17 protein-coding genes are annotated in these 19832 nt (G+C 65.8%); 7 read left to right on the plus strand and 10 right to left on the minus strand.

Annotation, left to right across the window (positions count from 1 at the left end; all coding sequences use genetic code 11):
- Positions 1 to 12 precede the first annotated feature (12 nt).
- The gene (gene cbiB / locus ADADO0_RS18810; protein ID WP_511306734.1) at positions 13 to 987 is read left to right on the plus strand and encodes an adenosylcobinamide-phosphate synthase CbiB; all 975 of its coding nucleotides are present in this window, start codon (positions 13 to 15) and stop codon (positions 985 to 987) included.
- Here the strand turns inward: cbiB and ADADO0_RS18815 are convergent.
- The 9 genes from ADADO0_RS18815 to ADADO0_RS18855 form a co-directional block, all read right to left on the minus strand.
- The gene (locus tag ADADO0_RS18815; RefSeq protein WP_511306735.1) at positions 971 to 2413 is read right to left on the minus strand and encodes a cobyric acid synthase; all 1443 of its coding nucleotides are present in this window, start codon (positions 2411 to 2413) and stop codon (positions 971 to 973) included. The two genes, cbiB and ADADO0_RS18815, sit on opposite strands and share 17 nt — an antisense overlap.
- An 18-nt stretch (positions 2414 to 2431) precedes the next feature.
- Positions 2432 to 3049 (minus strand): cob(I)yrinic acid a,c-diamide adenosyltransferase, encoded by a 618-nt coding sequence (gene cobO / locus ADADO0_RS18820; RefSeq protein WP_511306736.1) that lies wholly within the window; start codon positions 3047 to 3049, stop codon positions 2432 to 2434.
- Complete coding sequence (gene cobU, locus ADADO0_RS18825) at positions 3046 to 3564, minus strand: bifunctional adenosylcobinamide kinase/adenosylcobinamide-phosphate guanylyltransferase (protein ID WP_511306737.1); 519 nt, start codon at positions 3562 to 3564, stop codon at positions 3046 to 3048. The genes cobO and cobU overlap by 4 nt, the downstream gene beginning before the upstream one ends.
- Positions 3565 to 3678: 114 nt before the next feature.
- Positions 3679 to 5118, minus strand: a complete 1440-nt coding sequence (rfaE1, locus tag ADADO0_RS18830; RefSeq protein WP_511306738.1) for a D-glycero-beta-D-manno-heptose-7-phosphate kinase — start codon at positions 5116 to 5118, stop codon at positions 3679 to 3681.
- 12 nt (positions 5119 to 5130) lie between these two features.
- Positions 5131 to 6138 (minus strand): ADP-glyceromanno-heptose 6-epimerase, encoded by a 1008-nt coding sequence (rfaD, locus tag ADADO0_RS18835; RefSeq protein ID WP_511306739.1) that lies wholly within the window; start codon positions 6136 to 6138, stop codon positions 5131 to 5133.
- A gap of 30 nt (positions 6139 to 6168) precedes the next feature.
- Positions 6169 to 7260 carry a lipopolysaccharide heptosyltransferase I gene (gene waaC / locus ADADO0_RS18840; protein ID WP_511306740.1) on the minus strand — a complete coding sequence of 364 codons (1092 nt, stop codon included), beginning with the start codon at positions 7258 to 7260 and terminating at the stop codon, positions 6169 to 6171.
- Positions 7257 to 8279, minus strand: a complete 1023-nt coding sequence (gene waaF, locus ADADO0_RS18845) for a lipopolysaccharide heptosyltransferase II (protein ID WP_511306741.1) — start codon at positions 8277 to 8279, stop codon at positions 7257 to 7259. Before waaF ends, waaC begins: the two co-directional genes overlap by 4 nt.
- Positions 8280 to 8490: 211 nt before the next feature.
- Complete coding sequence (locus ADADO0_RS18850; RefSeq protein WP_511306742.1) at positions 8491 to 8949, minus strand: phasin; 459 nt, start codon at positions 8947 to 8949, stop codon at positions 8491 to 8493.
- 185 nt (positions 8950 to 9134) lie between these two features.
- On the minus strand, positions 9135 to 9698 hold the full coding sequence (locus tag ADADO0_RS18855) for a phasin family protein (protein ID WP_511306743.1): 564 nt from the start codon (positions 9696 to 9698) through the stop codon (positions 9135 to 9137).
- A gap of 354 nt (positions 9699 to 10052) precedes the next feature.
- On the opposite strand from ADADO0_RS18855, the gene ADADO0_RS18860 reads away from it, so the two are divergent.
- The 6 genes from ADADO0_RS18860 to ADADO0_RS18885 all read left to right on the plus strand — a co-directional run bounded on the left by ADADO0_RS18860 (position 10053) and on the right by ADADO0_RS18885 (position 19162).
- Positions 10053 to 13136, plus strand: a complete 3084-nt coding sequence (locus ADADO0_RS18860) for a PAS domain-containing sensor histidine kinase (RefSeq protein WP_511306744.1) — start codon at positions 10053 to 10055, stop codon at positions 13134 to 13136.
- Between the two features lie 220 nt (positions 13137 to 13356).
- Positions 13357 to 13593, plus strand: a complete 237-nt coding sequence (locus ADADO0_RS18865; RefSeq protein ID WP_511307225.1) for a (2Fe-2S)-binding protein — start codon at positions 13357 to 13359, stop codon at positions 13591 to 13593.
- A 126-nt stretch (positions 13594 to 13719) separates the two neighbouring features.
- Positions 13720 to 14202, plus strand: a complete 483-nt coding sequence (gene bfr / locus ADADO0_RS18870; RefSeq protein ID WP_511306745.1) for a bacterioferritin — start codon at positions 13720 to 13722, stop codon at positions 14200 to 14202.
- Positions 14203 to 14401: 199 nt separating this feature from the next.
- The gene (locus ADADO0_RS18875) at positions 14402 to 15427 is read left to right on the plus strand and encodes an extracellular solute-binding protein (protein WP_511306746.1); all 1026 of its coding nucleotides are present in this window, start codon (positions 14402 to 14404) and stop codon (positions 15425 to 15427) included.
- Positions 15428 to 15478: 51 nt separating this feature from the next.
- A complete protein-coding gene (locus ADADO0_RS18880; RefSeq protein WP_511306747.1) occupies positions 15479 to 17113 on the plus strand; it encodes an ABC transporter permease in 1635 nt (544 codons plus the stop codon).
- Between the two features lie 129 nt (positions 17114 to 17242).
- The gene (locus tag ADADO0_RS18885) at positions 17243 to 19162 is read left to right on the plus strand and encodes an AsmA family protein (RefSeq protein WP_511306748.1); all 1920 of its coding nucleotides are present in this window, start codon (positions 17243 to 17245) and stop codon (positions 19160 to 19162) included.
- Positions 19163 to 19164: 2 nt separating this feature from the next.
- Here the strand turns inward: ADADO0_RS18885 and ADADO0_RS18890 are convergent, their stop codons facing one another.
- Positions 19165 to 19806 carry a GNAT family N-acetyltransferase gene (locus tag ADADO0_RS18890; RefSeq protein ID WP_511306749.1) on the minus strand — a complete coding sequence of 214 codons (642 nt, stop codon included), beginning with the start codon at positions 19804 to 19806 and terminating at the stop codon, positions 19165 to 19167.
- Positions 19807 to 19832 lie beyond the last annotated feature (26 nt).

Raw genomic sequence — 19832 nt, forward strand, 5'->3', positions numbered from 1 at the left:
GGGGGCGACCGCGTGCCATTCTTTCCGCTGACCGCCCTGGCTCTCCTGATAGAGGTGGGGTTCGGATATCCCCGCTGGCTGATGCGCCTTGCGGGGCATCCGGTCATCTGGATCGGCCGGCTGATCGCCACACTGGATCGGTGCTGGAACCGGGAGGGCTTCTCTTTCGCACTGCGGCGGGGACTTGGGATCGTCGCTCTGCTGACGCTCCTGCTCGCCGCCGCCCTGCCCGCCATTGCCATCCAGCATTTTTTGCTCGCCCTGCCCTTCGGCTTGATTTTGGGGGCTCTGCTGGCGTCTTCCCTGCTGGCCCAGCGGTCCCTCTACGAGCACGTCGCCGCGGTGGCGCGGGCGTTGGAGACGGGCGGGCTCGATGCGGGCCGTGTGGCGGTGTCGCATATCGTCGGCCGTGACCCGAACCAGCTTGATGTCGCCGGCGTCGCGCGGGGGGCCATCGAGAGCCTCGCGGAGAATTTCTCGGACGGCATCGTCGCTCCGGCAGTCTGGATGGCATGCGGAGGCCTCACGGGCGCGGCCGCCTATAAAGCCTTGAACACCGCGGACAGCATGATCGGCCACAAGACGCCGCGCCATCAGGCATTCGGATGGGCGGCCGCGCGGCTGGACGATGTGGCGAATCTGCCCGCTTCGCGCCTCTCCGGCGTGCTGATCGTGCTGGCGGCGGGTCTGATGCCCGGTGCCTCCCTGCCCCGAGCCTGGACAAGCATGCTGCGCGATGCGCGAAAGCACCGCTCGCCCAATGCCGGCTGGCCGGAGGCGGCGATGGCGGGAGCGCTCAGCATTTCCATCGCCGGGCCGAGATCTTACGGCGGGATTCGGGCAGAGGCGGCGTTCATGGGCGATGGCCGGCGTGAGATCGATGCGGCGGACATTCGCGCGGCACTTCGGCTTTTCAAAATCGCCGATGGCCTGCTCATCGCCCTCGCCTGCATTGGCGCCGGGATCCTGCTTATCGCGCGAGGCTGAGTAGGCGGTTGAGGTCCACATGGGCTGAGAGATGCGCGGCGAGCGCATCCAGCGTTTCCTCCACCTGCGCCTCATAGGCCACTCGCGCCGGGCCGGCGCCCAGCCGTGCCAGCCATGCCGCGCGCTGCTGGTCGTCGCCAAACAGGCCGTGGACATAGGTGCCCATCACCTGGCCGGAGGGTGACAACGCACCGTCCTGCGCGCCGCCTGACAGTATCGCGAAGGGGCGGGTGCAGTCGGGGCCGGTGGTTTCGCCCATGTGCATTTCATAGCCGCTGAACCGCGCGCCAAGGTGCGAGGTGCCCTCAACCGCCTCCAGCCTTTTATGTGGGGTCAAAACCGTGCCGACCTTGAGCAGGCCCAACCCCTCCATGCTTCCCGCCGGCCCCTCCAGGCCATGAGGGTCGTCCACCCTCTCTCCGAGAATCTGGTAGCCGCCGCAGAGGCCGAGCACCCGTCCGCCGCGCCGCGCGTGGGCGATGATGTCGTGATGCAGTCCCCAGGCGCGCAGCGCCGCGAGGTCCGCCAAGGTGGCCTTGGAGCCGATCAGGAGGACGAGATCCGTATCCGTCGGCAGCACGTCGCCCGGTCTCAGGCGGCGCACCTCCAGACCTGGTTCGGCGTCGAGCGGATCGAGATCGTCGAAGTTGGAGATATGCGGCAGAATGGGAACGGCGATTCGGACCTTTGCGCCGGGCTTGGGGGGCGGCGGGCCATCAAGGGCGAGCGCGTCTTCCGCCGGCAACCTTGCCGCGGCGGGAAAGTGTGACACGAGCCCCAGCGCAGCCCATCCAGTGTGCTGGGCGATCAGCTTCATTCCATCGTCGAAAAGCCGGGGGTCGCCCCGGAAGCGATTGATAATGAAGCCGGAAACCAGTCTCTCGTCCTCGGGATCAAGAACCGCCTTGGTCCCGACCACGCTGGCGATGACCCCGCCGCGATCGATGTCGCCGATGATAATCACGGGCACATTTGCTGCACGCGCGAAGCCCATGTTGGCAATGTCGTTGCGCCGGAGATTCACTTCCGAGGCGCTCCCCGCCCCCTCCACCAGAACGAGGTCGGCTTCGCCTTTGAGGCGCTGAAAGCTCTCCAGCACGGCCGGCAACAGGTCTTTCTTCATGCCCTGGTAGGCGGCCGCCTTCGCGTTGCCGATCACCCTGCCCTGCACCACCACCTGCGCGCCGGTTTCGTTCTGTGGCTTCAGCAGCACCGGATTCATATGCACCGAAGGCGCAACGCGGCAGGCGCGGGCCTGAAGCGCCTGGGCGCGGCCGATTTCACCGCCATCCGCCGTCACGGCAGCATTGTTCGACATATTCTGCGGCTTGAACGGCCGCACGATGAGCCCGCGGTTGGCGAATGCCCGACAAAATCCCGCCACCAGCAGGGATTTGCCCACATCCGACCCTGTTCCCTGAAACATGAGTGCTGGCATGGCGGGCTAGAACTCGATGCCTTCCTGCGCCTTAACTCCGGCCGCGAAATGGTGCTTCACGAGCCCCATCTCCGTCACAAGATCGGCGGCGGCGATAAGCTCCGGCTTGGCGTTTCGGCCGGTGACGACGACATGCAGGTCCGGACGGCGCGCGGAAAGCGTCGCCACCACCTCGCCAAGGTCGAGATAGGCGTAGCGCAGGGCGATGTTCAGTTCGTCGAGGATTAGGAGAGAAATGGTCTCGTCCGCCATCAGCTCGCGCACCTTCTCGAAGGCGCGTTCGGCTGCGGCGACGTCGCGGGACAGGTCTTGAGTTTCCCAGGTGAATCCTTCGCCCATGGTGTGCCATGCGACCCGATCGCTGAATGCCGCGAAGGCGTCCCGCTCGCCGGTCTGCCACGCGCCCTTGATGAATTGCACCACGCCGACCCGCCGGCCCCGTCCGAGCATACGCAAGGCGAGGCCGAAGGCGGCGGTGCTCTTGCCCTTGCCGGGACCGGTGTGGACGATCAGCAGGCCCTTCTCCAGGGTCTTGCCGGCCACCTCTGCATCCTGGACCGCCTTGCGCTTCGCCATCTTTTCCCGATGGCGGGCGACCTCGGCATCCTCGATCTCGGCGTTCACGGGGCACTCTCCTTCACGACCATGGGCAGGCCGGCGACCATGAAGACCACATGGTCGGCAACGCCTGCAACGGCTTGATTGAGCCGCCCGGCGGCATCGCGAAACCGCCGGGCCAGCGCGTTGTCGGGGACGATGCCGAGGCCGACCTCGTTTGCCACCAGAACCGTCAAGCCGCTGCGCGCGTGGAGCGCGCAAACCAGCCGCTCCTGCTCAGCCTCAAGGTCATGGTCCGCCAGTAGATGATTTGTCAGCCACAAGGTGAGGCAGTCCACGAGCACCGGCATCTCCGGTGGGAGCGCCGCCAGAAGGTCCGCCACGGCCAGCGGGCAATCGTGGGTCTGCCAGCGGGCATCGCGCCGCGTGCGATGAAGCGCGATTCGCGCGTCCATCTCCGCGTCGAGGGCCTGTGCGGTGGCAAGATAGGCGTAAGGCGGCGGTGCCGCCTCGATGAAGGCTTCCGCATGCCGGCTCTTGCCGGAGCGCGCGCCGCCGAGAACGAGGACGCGCCGGCTCATTGCGGCGCGGTGGGCGCAGCCGATGCGCTCAATGCTGTCCGCATCCGCCTGTCCTGTCTCGTCATGCGTGCCATGTCGTTTGACTATATCGTCCGCTCGCCACGCGGCAATGAGTCAGCCGCGCGCCTTCTCCACGAGAGACGAGGTGGAGCGGCCCTGGACGATATTTGCCAGCACCAGCCGTCCGCCGTTGGTGATGACGACATCCGCCCCCACCACCGCTTCGGGCGCGTAGTCGGCGCCTTTCACCAAGACATCCGGCAGCAAGGCCGTGATGCTCTCCAGCGGTGTGTCCTCGTCGAACAGCACCACCAGATCGACACAGCGCATGGCGCCGATGACGCGTGCCCGGGCGGTTTCGTCCTGAAGCGGGCGCGTCGGCCCCTTTAGGCGCCGGGTGGAAGCATCGGTGTTCAACGCCACCACGAGGCGGTCGCCCTCGCTGGCGGCGGCCTCCAGAAGCGCGACGTGGCCGGGGTGCACAAGGTCGAAGCAGCCGTTGGTGAACACCACGGTTGCCCCACCCGAGCGCCAGCGCGTCACGATTTCAACAGCGCGCTCGAGCGAGACCAGGGCGCCGGGGGTCTCCATCTGCGGCAGGGCTTGATCGAGGGCCGCCGCCAGTTCCGCCCGCGTCACCACCGCCGTGCCGAGCTTGCCGACAGCAATGGCCGCCGCCGCGTTGGCGATGCGCACGCAGGTCTCAAGTTCCTCGCCCGAGGCGAGCGACGTCGCCAGCGCGGCAAGCGCGGTATCCCCGGCTCCGGATACGTCGAAGACCTCACGCGCCTCGGCGGGGACGTGCAGGACCGTGCCGTCGCGGCGCCAGAGCGTCATGCCCTTCTCGGCGCGCGTAACCAGGACATCGCCGCCGAATTGGGCGGAGGCCGCCTCCGCCGCCGCTGCGGCTTCCGCGTCGGTTGAATCGGGAAGGCCGGTGGCCTCGATCAGTTCACGCCGGTTGGGTGTCACCAGGGTCGCCCCGCGATAGACGCCGAAGGTGCGCCGTTTGGGATCGACGATGACCGGCACGCCGCGCGCCTGCGCTTCCGCCATGATGGCCGCGATCACCGCATCGCCGAGCACGCCCTTGGCATAATCGGAGAGGACCACGACGCTGCTTTTGGCGATCGCGGCGATTGCAGCGGCGATCAGGCGGGTCTCTACCTCGGCCGAGGGCGGGCGGGTTTCTTCCGCATCGATGCGCACGATCTGCTGGCGCCCGCTCATCACGCGGGTCTTGGTGATGGTGGGTCGGCTCTGGTCGGCAACGAGCCCGTCGAGCGAAATCTGAGGAAATGCCGCTAGGGCGGCGCGAAGTTCGTTGGCGCGGAGATCGTCGCCCACGAGGCCGACGAGATGCACCGGCGCACCCATGGCTGCCGCATTCGCCGCGACGTTGGCGGCGCCTCCCGGCACCAGCCTGTCCATACCGTGCACCAGCACCGGAACCGGCGCTTCCGGCGAGATGCGGGAGACCGAGCCGGTCACGTAAAGATCGACGATCACATCGCCGATCACCGCTATGGGTCCCGGATGGGCTTCAGAGAGCATGGAGATCGCGCCTCATGTCGCCAGATTCCGTCCGCGCAGATGCCCGGTCACATACTGGCGCACCCCCTCCTCCAGCGAGGTGAAGGGCTGGGAGAAACCGGCGGCGCGCAGCTTCGTCATGTCCGCCTGGGTGAAATATTGGTACGCGCTACGGATCGTCTCGGGCATGTCGACATAATCGATGCGCGGCTCTTTTCCGGCCGCCGCGAATACCGCGCGTGCCAGATCCGCGAAGCTGCGCGCCTCGCCGGTGCCGATGTTGAACAGGCCGCTCACCGACGGGGTTTCGAGCAGCCAGCGGATGACCGCGACGCAGTCGGCGACATAAACGAAGTCGCGGAGCTGGCCGCCGTCCTCGTAGCCGGGATCGTGGGACTTGAAGAGGGTGACGGCCTCGCCGGCGGCAGCGGTGGGGTAGATCTTGTGGATCACCGATCGCATGTCGCCCTTGTGGGTCTCGCCCGGCCCATAGACGTTGAAGAAGCGCAGCCCCGCCCATTGTGGGGGATGCAGCCTGCCCGCCTGGATGTCGGCGAGAAAGCGCCGGTCCGCCATCAGCTTGCTCCAGCCATAGGCATTGAGCGGGGCGAGGTCGAGAAGGTCGGAGATGGTCTCCTCATCGCGGAAACCGTTCGAGCCGTCGCCATAGGTCGCGGCCGAGGAGGCGTAGAGGAAGCGCAGCCCCTTGCGGGCGCAGAGGTCCCATAAATCCAGGGTCGGGCGCACATTGCGGGCGATGATCTTGTCGCCGTCGCGCTCGGTGGTGGCGGAAATGGCGCCCATGTGGACCACCGCACCAACCCGTCCTGCCTCCCGCTCCAGGAAAGAAAGGACGGCTTCCGGCCGGATCACGTCATCGAGCGGGATGTCGGAGATGTTGCGCCATTTCGGGCCATCTTCCAGCCAGTCGGCGACCACCACGCGAAACCCGTCGGCCGCACAGGCCCGGGCGATGTTGGAGCCGATGAAGCCCGCGCCGCCGGTGACCAGGATCGTGTCGCGGGAGCCCGGAGAAGCCATGAGCCTACCTTGGGGAGCGGTTCGCTCCAGTCATGAAAGCGGGGGCACCTGCGGCGCCGAAGCGGTTTCCTGTGCCACGCTTGAGCCGGCTTTGTCCATCTTGTCGGCATTGCCGAAGCGCAGCACGTTCAGCGCGCGCCATGCGCCGCGCGCGCCATGGTCCACCATGCAGGGCGGGCCCTCCACCGTGTGGGGGGCGATCTTGCAGTGTGAACGCTCGCAGGGCGCGCAGGGGCGGAAGGATTTCAGCTCCAGTACCCTTGGACCGTAGAGCCCGGTCAGCCGCGCGTCGGTCGGCCCATAGAGGCCGATGGTCGGCACGCCCAGCGCGGCCGCGAGATGCCCAAGGCCGGTATCGACGCTGACGACACCCGCTGCGCCGGCAAGGACCGGCGCCAATTGTTCGATCGGCGCGGGCGGAACGATCTCCACGCTGGGAAGATCGCGGGCGATGGCCTCGGCGCGGCGGGTTTCTTCCTCGCCCAGTGCGAACACTCGCGTACGCAGCCCCGCAGTCGCTGCGGTCTCTGCCAATTCCCGCCAGCGCAGGACGGTCCAGGTCTTGGTGGCCCAGGTGGTGCCATGGAGCAGCACCAGATAGGGCGCCTGCGCGGACAACGGCTGAACGTTCAGCCCGGCATCGGGCGAGAGGCCCGTCAGGTCATAGCCGAGCGCGGCGGCGAACAGCTTGCGAATGCGCTGCGCCATGTGTTCCCGCTCGGGAATGGCGTGGCGGCGATGATAGAGAAGCGTCGCGATGCCTTCGCGCGCGCTGCCCCAGCCGAAACCGTGACGCGGGCCCTTGGCGAATCTTGCGATGGCGGCGCTTTTCATCAGCCCCTGTGCATCGATGACAACGTCGTAGGTCTCGGCACCGAGCGCCGCGCGCATGGCCTTGCCTTCATCCGAGCGCCACGCGGCAAGCGGTGATTTGCGCAGGCGCCGCAGCGGCACGGGGATGACGCGTCGCACCGCCGGATGAAGCCGCACCAGCGGCACCATCGCTTCTTCCACCGCCCAATCCACCACGAGGCCGGGAATGGCGCGCGCCGCATCGGTGAGAGCGGGGAAAGTGTGGACCACATCCCCCAGCGACGAGAGCTTCACGATGAGAAGCTTCATCCCCTGATCCGCGCCGCCGCCGCCAGAACCTCGTTGGGCTGGATGCTTTCCAGGCAGGCCAATGTCTTCAGCGGGCATTCCCGCTTGAAGCAGGGCCGGCAGGGAAGTTCGTGTGACACGATCTGATAGCGGGGGCCGGTCGGCGGGGTCATCTTTTCGGAGCTGGAGCCGTAGAGCACCACCAGCGGGCGATCGAGCGCGCCGGCCACATGCATGAGGCCAGAATCGTTTGAAATGACCACATCGGCGCCGGCGAGAATCGCGGCTGCTTCGATCAGGCTGGTGCGACCGACCAGATTGTCCACCGGCACGCCAGCCAATGCGCCAATCTCAGCCGCGATCTCCGCATCCTTCGGGCCGCCGAGCACGCGGATACGATAGCCGGCCGCGTGGGCCATGGCGGCGAGCCGCGCGAATTTGCGGGCCGGCCACCGCTTGGCGGGGCCATATTCCGCACCGGGGCACAGGGCCATGATCGGCCCCTCCCCCAACAGGGGAAAGCGCGAGGTCGCGGCTTCCATGGCGCCGTCGGGGAGATAGAGGACCGGACGCGGCGCCTTCAGATGGTCGCCATAGGGGGCGCCGAGTGCCACGAAACGATCGATCGTGCGGGCGGTTTTGCGCTCGCGGTCGGCTCGCGCCTCGGTGAGCAGCACGCTGCGGCCCTCGGCGGCATAGCCGATGCGCTCGGGAATGCCGGCGGCAAAGGGAACGATGGCGGCCTTGAAGGCGCGCGGCAGAATGATGGCCTTGCCATAGCCTTCCTCCCGAAGGGCGCGGCCGGCCTTCCACCGGGCCATGAGCCCGAATTCACCATGGCCGAGGCCGAGCGGAATTGTGCGGCGCACACCGGGGATGAGCCGGGCGACGGGAAGGGCAGATGGAGGCGCGATGACATCGATCGGGCGGCCAGGCTCGCGGATGCGCAGGCTCTCAATGAGACTTCCCGCCATCACCATGTCGCCGACCCAGGAGGGGCCGACAACCAGGATGGGAGAAATCGTACCTAAGGCGCGCATGGCTGGCTCGTGGGACGCCGTTCCGGAGATGTCCATCGCCGGCCGACAAGGCAAGGCACGATGGCGCAATCGGCGAGGTCTTCGCAAGGGGACGCGGCGGCGTCAAGGCAGCTTCGCCTGACGGCCGTCGCTCCCCTAGCACATCGCCACCCTAGAAATACGAAGGGCGCCGGAAGCCCGGCGCCCTTCGCATAGAGACAAACGAAAAAGATCAGGCCGCGCTGCGGAAGGTCTTTTCGACCGAGCTCTTGATGGGCTCGGAGCTGTCGGTGGCAATCTTCTGCGCGAGGCTGGAGAGTTCCTTGGCCTGGGCCTGGAGGCTCTCATACTGGCCGCGCAGGTGCGTGGTCGAGAGTTCCACCGCTTCGGCTGCGCTCTTGGCGGTCAGCACGGTGGAGAAGAAATCGAAGGCCGAGTTTATGTTGGAGCGCAGGATTTCCAGCGACTTCACATTGTATTCGGCGACGCCCTTGGCGGCGGTGGAGTAGGTGCTCTCGACCACGCCCGAGGTCTGCTCGGCGGCGGCCTTGAACTTCTCGTAATTGCCACGGGCCTGGATCACGCCCTTTTCCGCCATGTCACGGAACGGAGCGGGCACTTCAAACTTTGAAAATGCACTGCTGGCGGCGGCCATCTGGTCCTGGAACGCTTTGGTAAAGCTCTCGTTCATGGCGTCCTCGGTGCGCTGTTAGGCGGGTTGGTGCGCGAGTGGGCTTACAGGTCCAGGGAAACCGGCTGCGCGCACGCCCCGGACCCGTGATCCACGATCCCACTGCGATATTAACCCACGTTATGTGCGGCACAAAATGAAATTTTTGCGCCGCACCATATTCCCGAGAAAGCGTCGCAAACCGTTCAGTATGATCGGTTCGGGTCGTAGGGCTTGGGAGCCGATTCGGCGAATTTTTCCGCCGTGCTTTGCATGTTCTTCGCAGCTGCGGCACCGGCGGTCTGAAAGTCCTCGGTGACAGACTTGGCATGCGCGGCAGCGGCCGCACCCAGGGCCTGGACGCGTTCCGAGAGGGCGCGGGCGTGCTCGTCCAGCGAGCGGACGGTGGATTCGCCCAGCGTGCGCGCATCGCTGCCGAACGCTGCGGCCTGGCTCGCGACCGCCTGGACCTGCTGGGTGACGAACGCGGTCTGGAGGCTGAGAACCTCCTGGGGCGTCTTCGCCTGCATCACCTTGAACAGGAAATCGAATGAGGCATTCACATTGGTTTCGACGAGGCCGAGCGTCTTGGCACGCATCTCCTTGATGCCGGAGTGAACCTCCTGAAGGCGTTCCTCCGACTCACCCACGGCGGTGCGGGCGGTATCGAACAGGGTGTCGAAAGCCTGCCGCGCCTGGGCGACATTCTTTTCCGCAATGGCGCGCAGCTCAGGCGGCAACTCGAGGTCGGGACCGAACTTGCTGGTCATCGTTGGTACTCCTCGGGCGTTTGGGGATCACCGGCAATTTGCGGGTCCAAGGCGATGATAAATGCGGATCGCGCGGGATGGAATTAATTTGACGCTAATCCCTCCCGCGAAACCATATTTGCTCAATGGCTTAGGGTGTTGACGGGTGTTGAGGCGGGCGTCCCCCATTGCTGCGGAGGTCTCGCTTGCGGGCGATTATTCGCTCCCAGCATCGATCATGCGGCAACCCTGCGACAATGATGCGATTGCGGCCCTGTTAATCTTTGAATGACACACTCGTGATGCGGCGCGAAATATACTCCCGCCGCGAGATTTCCCGAGTTTCCTCTTGAGGCAGTTGCCTAGACCGAGGTCATGAGCGAGCACACGTCCCGTCTTCTGTCGTTGAACGAGCCGGCGCTTGCGCCGCTTCGACGGACGGATCTCGCGTCATTCGTGGTCTCGCTCTCCGATTCCAAGATATTGCTCGCCACTCCGCCCTGCGCGGCGCTGGGCATCGAGAGTGATGTGCCTGCCCCCATGGGTGTGAAGAGCGTCGCCCACCGCCTCGGGGAGCACACCAGCGGCACGCCCCGGCTGGAGCGGGTTCGGGTGCCGTCCAGCTTCGTGCCCCACATGTTCTCGTGCCTCGCGGTGAACTCTCCGCTGGGGCGTCTCGTGGTGTTCGCGGACCCGCAGGCCGTGGTAATCGGCGACACCCCCGCCCCGCCAAAAGAGCCCTCCAGCCCTGCTCCCGCCGTGCCGGAAGCGACGCGGCCCGTGCGCTTCACCTGGGAGGCTGATGCGCAGGGCCGGCTTTCGGCCCTTTCGCGCTCGTTTCTCGATGCGCTGGCGCCCCGCCTGCGATCCTGGCAGGGGAGGACCTTCGCGGATCTCGCGAGCGACGGCGTATTGAAGGATGCCTCCGCCATCTCAGCGCTTCTCACCGATGGCGCGAGTTTTTCCGACACGGTTCTGTGGACCGGCGAAGATCCTGCGCGGCGAATCGAGATCGGTGGCGTTCCGCTGTTCGATGGGGCCAAGCGGCGCATTGGCGTGCGCGGCTTCGGCTTGATTTGGGAAGCGCCGCCCCGCCCGGCGCAGAAAGAGCCTGAGGCGGCGCGCAACGTCGTGCCCTTGCGGGCCGGCGCGCTGAACGCCCGCGAACGATCCGCCTTTCATGAGATCGCCCGCACGCTCAACGATGCGATCGATGGCTGGCAGAAGCCGGCGCCGCTCTCTCCCGAGCCGCCGACGGAGCCTGCCAAGCCGGCTACCGAGAGCATCGTCGCGCCCACTTCGGTTCAACCTATCTATGCCTCTCCCCCTCCACCGCGTGGCGTGGATGAGGGGCTGCTCGATCGTCTGCCCATCGGGCTCATGATTCAGCAAGACGGCGAGATGGTGCATGCCAATGCCACGCTTCTTGGATGGGTGGGTGTCGCCGATATCGAAGCCTTCCGGGCCATAGGCGGGCTGACACCTCGCCTTGATCGCTTGTCTCTCGACGGGCCGCTGGAGCTTCAATCCGTCAACGGAACCAAGCTGCCCGTCGAGGCTCGGCTGGTTTCGACCACCTGGCGCGGACAGCCGGCAATCGTGCACGTCGTGCGCACCATCGAGGTGCCCGCCGCGGTGCCGGAGCCGCCTCCTCCACCTCCGCCCGCGCCGCCGCGTGGGGTGGATGATGCCCTGCTGGATGGGTTGCCGGTCGGTCTCGTGGTGCAGCAGCGCGGCGAGACGGTGCACGTCAATTCTACCCTGCTCAATTGGGCCGGTGTCGCCGACCTTGATGCGTTCCGAGCGTCAGGGGGATTGTCGCCGCGCCTGAACCGCCGGTCTGCGGACGGGCCGCTTGAGATCGAGTCGCTCGCTGGAGGGCGGCAGCCGGTTGAGGTGAAGCTGGTACCGGCGGATTGGCGCGGGCAGCCGGCGATCGTGCATGTGGTGCGCACCGTCGAACTGCCGCCGCCTCCCCCACCTCCGCCCGCGCCGCCGTCCGGGCTGGACGATGGGCTGCTTGATGGTCTGCCCATCGGTCTTGCTGTCCAACAGCGCGGCGAGTTGGTGCATGTGAATGCCACTCTCCTCACCTGGACCGGAGTTGCGGACACCGGAGCGTTCCGGAATTCTGGCGGGCTCTCTCCACGCCTGAGCCGGCCGTCTCCCGATGGACCGCTTGAACTGGAAACCAGCGGTGGCAATCGCATTCCGGTCGAGGCACGGCTGCTATCTTCCACCTGGAAAGGGCAACCGGCGATCGTGCATCTGGTGCGCATCATCGATGCGCCCCCGCCCCCGCCGCCGGTTCAGGTGGCTTTGCCTGCGGTCGATATCGGTGCGGTACAGGCCAAGGCGCGGTCCGAAGCCCTCGATGTGATCCCTTTCGGGGTTTTGCTTCTCGATTATTCCGGCGCGATCGAGGACATGAACATAGCCGCCGCCGCGTTGTGTGGCTTCAGGAGCAGTGAGCTTCAGGGCGAGCCCTTCACTCTGCTGTTTGCCTCAGGTAGCCAGACGGCGGCGGTCTCGCTGCTTGATCAGGCTGCGGAAGCATTCCCGGGGGCGGCACCGGGACAGGCCAAGGTGACGCTTCGCCATCGCCTGGGTGCCGAAACCGTCATGGAAGCCACGCTTGTCAGGGCAACGGAGGCGCCACCGCGCTTCTGCCTGGTGCTGCGGGACGCGCCCGCTGAGCTTTCAGGACCGACCTCCCACATGGAGCGCCCGGTCCACCGGGCGGCGCAGATCGATGAGGAAGCGGCGATGGCGCAGGCCATGGAGCCCTTCGTACGGCGGATCTCCCATGCCGTGCGCGTGCCTCTGACCAGCATTCTCGGGTTTGTGGATGCGGTGCGCTCCTCCACATTCGGCCCGGTAGGGAACAGCCGCTATTCCAAGCAGGCAGAGGCTGCGGTCGCGGCCGGCCTGCAATTGCTGGCGAGCCTGGAAGATATCGAGCAGCTCATCCCCGGCGAATTCGACGGCGGCCGTGAGACTGTGGATGTAAAGGGACTTGTGCAGGAGGCCATAGACCATGTGGCACCCAGCGCCCGCCGCCGCCGCATCCTGATCCGCCAGGATGCCATGCCGCCGCTGGAAGCCTGGTTCAATGCGCCGGCTCTCTCCCGCATTGTCCGCTTGCTGCTTGAGGAAGGCGTGCGCGCAACGCCCGCCGGCGGCCAGGTCATCATCTCTGCCCGTCAGGACGGCCGGGACACCGGCGCCGAGGGTGTGGTCATCATGATCCGCGACGGCGGCTTGGGCCTGACCGAAGAAGAGATCGCTCAGGCGCTTTCACCGACCCGCGCCGTGATGATCTCGGACCGCTTCAGTGCCGCCGGCCAGCCGTTCCGCATGGCGCGCATCTCGGCCGCGCTCAAGGCGAATGGCGGGGAACTGCGGCTGCGACGTGGTGTCGACAGTGGAATGCTCTGCGAGATCTACCTGCCCGCGTGATACTTCCGCTGGCCAGGGCATATCCAGGCCAACCCCCAAGCTTTCATCCCACCTTTCCAGAGTAGAATGATTAGAAACTGCGGTAGCGGTTCTTTATTTTATGCCGTTTCGCCACCATGTCGCATCTTGTCGGGATTGACGCAGACCGGCCCTGTCGCGAAAAATGAAGACAGGACAATGCTTTAGAAGAAATCTAAACTGCGAACGGCCAGTCAGCGCGATGATTGTTTGCTCTTGCAACGTATTCTCAGACCATCAGGTTCGCGATGTTCTCGCGGCCACGGATGGTGTGCGCACGACTGGCGCGGTGTACCGTTGCCTTGGCTGCTCTCCTCAGTGCGGTCGCTGCGCGCGGACGATCCGGGCAATCCTGGACCAGGTTCATGGATCGTGCGCGGAATGCCCCGCAGAATGCCCGGCCGCTTCCCTCTCCGCAAAGCTGATCGCCGCAGAGTGATCCTGTTTCAGGATCGGGCTTTCCACCGAGATATCTGTGGTATTGCGCTTAATTTAGAATTCCTCTAACTATCATTCCAGGGTACACAGGGTCATCCCTGCGGATGCGGGGCAAGGAGCTTTCAAAATGAAGGGCGATTCCAAGGTCATCGAATATCTCAATCGAGGCCTTCGGTCGGAACTGACCGCCATCAACCAATACTGGCTGCATTACCGCATGCTGGACAATTGGGGCTTCAAGGCCCTGGCCAAGAAGTGGCGCGCCGAATCCATCGAAGAGATGGTGCATGCGGACAAGTTCGTGGACCGCATCCTTTTCCTCGACGGCTTCCCGAACCTTCAGGTTCTCGACCCGCTGAAGATCGGCCAGGACATCAAGGAAATCCTTGAAGCCGATCTGGCGGCCGAAGAGGGTGCGCGCGCGCTGTATCAGGAAGCCGCCGCCTATTGCGCCACGGTGAAGGATTTCCCGAGCCGCGATCTCTTTGAAGAGCTGATGACGGACGAAGAGGGTCACATCGATTTTCTCGAGACCCAGCTCGATCTGGTCGCCCGGCTTGGCGTGCAGCTTTATGCGCAGCACCACATCGGTGAACTCGAAAGCGACTGAGTTGGTCACAAACTCCGCTACGGAAGCCCGGCCGTCGTGCAGGGCTTTTGTTTTTGTGGCGGCCCAAGGCTCTGTTTAGATCATCTCCAACGTTGCGGACTCACACGCTCTTTTATTGACGCGAAATATTCCCCTACGTTAGGCGACATCCAGTGCGAAGCCCCCGTTTGATGCGGTCGCTTCGCCCTTGGAGGAAGCCATGCCAAGAAACGTGCTGCACCGGGCGCTGTTTGCCGCCGTCGCCTGCGTCGGGTTCGCCGCGCCTGCCGCATATGCTGCCGACGTGAATGTCTACACCACACGCGAACCTGCCCTGGCGGCCCCGCTGTTCGAGGCGTTCACGAAGGCGACGGGCATAACCGTCAACAGCGTCTTCGTGAAGGACGGCCTTGCGGAACGGGTGAAGGCAGAGGGCGCGGCGTCCCCGGCTGATCTGCTCATGACGGTCGATGTGGGCAACCTGCTCGATATCGTCGATGCGGGCGTCACACAGCCAGTGCAGACCCCAGTATTGACCGGTGCCGTGCCCGCGAACCTGCGCGACCCCGCCGGCAATTGGTATGCCCTCTCCCTGCGCGCGCGCCTCGTCTATGCGGCGAAGGACCTGAAGCTGGCGTCGCTCACCTATGAGAGCCTTGCGGACCCGAAGTGGAAGGGAAAGATCTGCACCCGCTCCGGCCAGCACCCCTATAACGTCGGCTTGACCGCCGCCTACCTGGTGCATCACGGTGAGGCGAAGACCGAAGCGTGGCTGCGCGGGGTTAAGGCAAATCTCGCCCGCAAGGCGGCCGGCGGCGACCGTGAAGGCGCGCGCGATATCCTCGGCGGTCTCTGCGATCTGGCAGTGGGTAACTCCTATTATATCGGCCTCATGCGCTCCGGCGCCGGCGGCCCGGATCAGCGCAAGTGGGGCGACGGCATCGACGTTGTGCTTCCGGTCTTCGAGGGCGACGGCACGCATGTGAACGCCACCGGCGCCGCTGTGGCCAAGAATGCGCCCAATAAGGCCAATGCGATCAAGCTGCTGGAGTTTGCCGTCTCCCCCGAGATGCAGGCGATCTATGCGAAAGCCAATTTTGAATATCCGGTGCTGGCCGGCGCGGCGATCGATCCCGTCATCGCGGCGCTTGGTCCCTTGAAGGTGGATTCCATTCCCCTCGTGGAAATTGCCAAGGCCCGGAAGAAGGCCAGCGAACTGATCGACCGGGTCGGCTTCGATAGCTGAGTTTTGTCCGGACTTTCATCGACATCCGCTTTGATTTCGCGCCCGCGCTTCATGCGCGGACGCGGAACCGGCCCGTTGGCGGCCTCGGGCATCGTCGCAGCCTTCGTGCTGTTGCCGGTGGCAGCGCTGGTCGGAATCGCGGCGCAGAGCTCGGGGGATCTCTGGCCGCATCTGATCGAAAACGTCCTGCCGACCGCGCTGTGGCAGACGCTTGTTCTTCTGGTTGGCGTCGGCCTGATGTCGACCCTGGTGGCCGTGCCCTGCGCATGGCTGGTGTCGACGTGCGATTTTCCCGGACGCCGCGTGCTCGACTGGGCACTTCTCCTGCCGCTCGCCCTGCCCGGCTACATCGTCGCCTATTCCTATCTCGATGTTCTGCACCCGCTGGGGCCGGTCCAAAGCGCGCTGCGCTGGGGGCTCGGCATTTCCAGCCCGCGCGATTTGCGCCTTCCGGATGTGCGCTCCATCGGGGGCTGCATCTTCGTCCTGTCCTGCGTGCTTTATCCCTATGTCTACCTCTCGGCGCGGGCGAGCTTCCTGGTGCAGTCGGCGGCGGCGCTCGATGTGGCGCGTACGCTGGGCGCCGGCCGCTGGCGCACCACATGGCGCATCGCCCTTCCCATGGCTCGGCCGGCGATCGTCGCGGGCGTCACCCTGGCCCTGCTGGAGGTACTGGGCGATATCGGCGCCTCCGAATTTCTCGGCATCCGCACCCTGACCGTTTCCATCTACGCCACCTGGGTCAACCGCTCCAATTTGCCCGGCGCCGCGCAGATCGCGCTCGTGATGCTCGCCCTGGTCTTCGCGTTGGTGGCGGCGGAACGGGCCGCCCGCAGCCGCGCCCGCTATTCGAGCAGCGCGTCCGCCCGCCCCCCTGTGCGCACGGTCTTGAGCGGGCCGGGCGGTTGGGCCGCTCTGGGCTTTTGCGCGCTGCCGGTTTTGCTGGGCTTCGTCGTGCCGGTGGCGCACCTGTGCTGGGCCGCCTTGGCGCGAGCCGAGGCGAACGGGATTTCACCCAGCGTATTTCTGGAAGCGCGCAACAGTGCGCTTCTTGCACTTGGCGGCACAGCGCTCGCGCTGGCGCTCGGCCTGGTGGTCGCGGTGTCCTACAGGCTCACGGCGTCGCCGCTGGCCTCCCTGTTCTCTCGGATCGCGAGTCTTGGATATGCGGTGCCGGGAACCGTGCTGGCTATCGGCCTGCTGGTGCCGCTGGCGGGGTTCGACAATTGGGTGGATCAACTGGTGCGCCAGGTGTTTGGCATTTCCACCGGGCTCTTGATCTCCGGCTCCGGTGCGGCCTTGGTGATCGCCTACGCGATCCGCTTTCTGACGATCCCAATCGGGGGTGTCGAGGCAGGGTTCGCCGGCTTTTCTCCGCATCTCGACATGGCGGCACGCAGCCTCGGGCGCTCCCGGGCCAGCGTGGTCCGCCGCATTCATCTCCCGCTCCTGCGCCCCGCGCTGGCGACGGCTGCCCTTATCGTATTCGTGGATGGCATGAAGGAACTGCCCGCCACCTTGCTGTTGCGCCCCCTCGGGGTCGAAACGCTTGCCACCCATGTTTATGGCGAGGCGGCACGCGGCACCTACGAGGACGGTGCGGTCGCGGCCCTGCTGATCGTACTGGTGGGCTTGATACCCGTCCTTTTTCTGGCGCGGCTTTCGCGGCTGCATCGGCTGGGCTGACCTTGGCCGTCCCAGCCATGAAAGAGACACAGAGCCGCTAGAAGGTGGCGCTCTCTCGGGGCGGGAGATTAGTGCCGCATTTTGCGTGGCTGGCCCTGTCTGTCTCAGACCGAACAATCGGATGTTTTGGTGGTGATTTTCGGCGCAACCGCCCGCAAGGTCATGTTTGCATCGGCCATTGTGGTCGGCGTTCTGGCTGTTGTCGGGCTTGGCCTCATTTCCCTTGCCCCCCTGCTCATCCCCGCCGCCGAGTTGCGCAAGGTGGTGCAGGAGGCGCTTTCCAAATCCACCGGCCAGCACGCCCGCTTCGCGGGCGAGCCACGCGTCACTTTTTTCCCGGCGCCGGGCCTGACGCTGGACAAGGTGGTCTTCCCCATGGGGGGCGGCCTTTCCCTGGATTCCGACGGCATGGTCGCCCGGTTGCGGCTACTTCCCCTGCTGGTCGGCGACTTGGAGGTGGCGGACGTCACCTTGACGCGCCCGACGCTGGTGGTCACGGGCAAGTCGCCGGTGCTCAAGTCTGCGCTGGTGGCATTGGTCGCCGGGCCGAACATGCCGGAATTGCGGCTGGTGGGCGGCACGATTGCCTTGCGCAATGCTGACGGGCTCACCGAAGAACTGGTCAGCGGCATCGATGCCCGTCTGGATCGGTCCGCCGGGGGTGCCGGGCTGGTTGCCAAAGTGGCCTTCGCATGGCGCGACCGTGTCACGGATGTCGACATCGAGTTGATGAATGTCGCCGCCTTCCTGTCCGGGCAGTCCAGCGCCGCGCGGCTCGACGTGACATCAGGCCCTTCGTGGCTGCGCTTTCGCGGCACCTCGTCCGGCGGCACGCACGCCAAAGCGCTGGGCGATTTCAGCGGTGAAGCCCGCTCCTTAAGGGACATGTTCTCCTGGGTTGGATTGCCGGTTCCCGCGTCTGGCGGCCTTGGACGCTTTACATTTTCCAGCCGCATGTCCGCAGACCGGGCAGGCTTGCAGCTTTCCGACGTGAGCGCGGAGCTGGACGGCAACCGCAGCGAAGGTGCGGTGAACCTGAAGCTGGATGGCGACCGGCCCGCCGTCCAGGGAACGTTTGCGGCCGACGCCCTCGACCTCACCCCCTACGGCCGCATCGCGATGACCGAGCCGTCGGATGGCGCCTGGGATCGCAGACGGCTCAACGTTAACCCGCTCTCGCGGATCGACCTCGACCTGCGCCTCTCAGCCGCCCGCATGCGGATGGACGACACGCTGTTCGAGCGGGTCGCGACCAGCGCGGTGCTGCGCTCCGGCCGTCTGGTGGTGGCGCTTGCAACCGCCCAGGCATGGGGCGGAAACGTGCGCGCCTCGCTCGATCTGGCGCCTGCACCGGATGGCAGCGGGAGCGCCCTGCGCCTGCAAGCGGACGGCAAGGGCATCGCGCTCGACCGCGCGCTGGGCGACGTGCTCGGCATACGGCGCATTGAGGGGATCGGCGATCTGGAAGCGGTGCTGGAAAGCAAGGGCACCAGCTATTACGCCATGGCCCAGGCGCTTTCCGGCAATGTAACGATGCTGGTGGCGAACGGTGCCATCGCCGGGATCGACATCGGTCAAGTGATGCGGCGGATCGAGCGGCGTCCCCTGTCGGGTGGCGGCGACATTCGCGGCGGGCGCACGCCGTTCGACCAGCTTACCGCCAAGATCACCATTTCCGACGGCATCGCGCGGCTGGATCAGGCGAATATGGAGGGCAAGCAGGTCCGCTTGTCTCTTGGCGGCGAAGTCGCCATCGGCTCCCGGGATATCGACCTGCAGGGCCGCGCCGTGCTTCAGCCGCCGACAAGCATCTCCGGCGATCGTCCCGCGCAGCCGTTCGATCTTCCCTTCATCGTTCAGGGATCGTGGAGCAGCCCATTTGTGATGCTCGACCCGCAAAGCCTGATCCAACGCTCGGGCGCAGCGCAGCCGCTGCTGGAGGCGGTGCGCAACAAGGGCGGCGGCGAGGCGGCGGTGCGTTCGGTGCTGGAGCATCTGGCCCAGCCGACGGCCCTTCCCCCCGCACCCGCCAAAGCCTCTGGCAACTGAGTCTATTGCGCCGCCAGCGGCGGTGCAGTGGCGCCGTTCTCGGCGCGCGGCTCGCTCATCGCTGCCAAATCATCGTACAGACGGGCAAACAGGAAGTGGTCTTCCCACATCCCATTGATGCAGAGATATTGCCGGGCGAAGCCCTCGCGCGTGAAGCCCAGAGTCTCTAGCAGGCGGATGGACGGCATGTTGTTGGTCATGCAGGCGGCTTCGATACGGTGGAGGCCAAGTGCATCGAAGGCGATCGGTAGCAGCGCCCGGACCGCCGCGCGCATATGGCCCTTTCCGGCATAGGGCGCACCCATCCAATAGCCGAGGCTGGCGGCCTGGCAGATGCCGCGCCGGACGTTCGAGAGCGTGAGGCCGCCGATCAGTTGATGATCCGCGCTCCGGAACAGAAATAGCGGATACGCCTCGTCTCGCAGCATGTCGCGGGCATAGCGGCGCAGGCGCCGGCGGAAAGCGCCGCGCGTGAGATCGTCAGCCGGCCAAATCGGCTCCCAAGGCATCAGAAATGCCCGGCTCTCTTCCCGAAGATCGCGCCATTGGGCGTAGTCCTTCATCTGCGGCACGCGCAGATAGACGCCATCGCCCGTAATGGCGGGCAGGATTTCGGGAGAGAGAAACGACTTTAGAAACCACATGCCGAGTCTATTTCGAGGTCACACCA

Source organism: Aquabacter sp., assembly GCF_965279295.1.
Lineage (GTDB): Bacteria > Pseudomonadota > Alphaproteobacteria > Rhizobiales > Xanthobacteraceae > Aquabacter.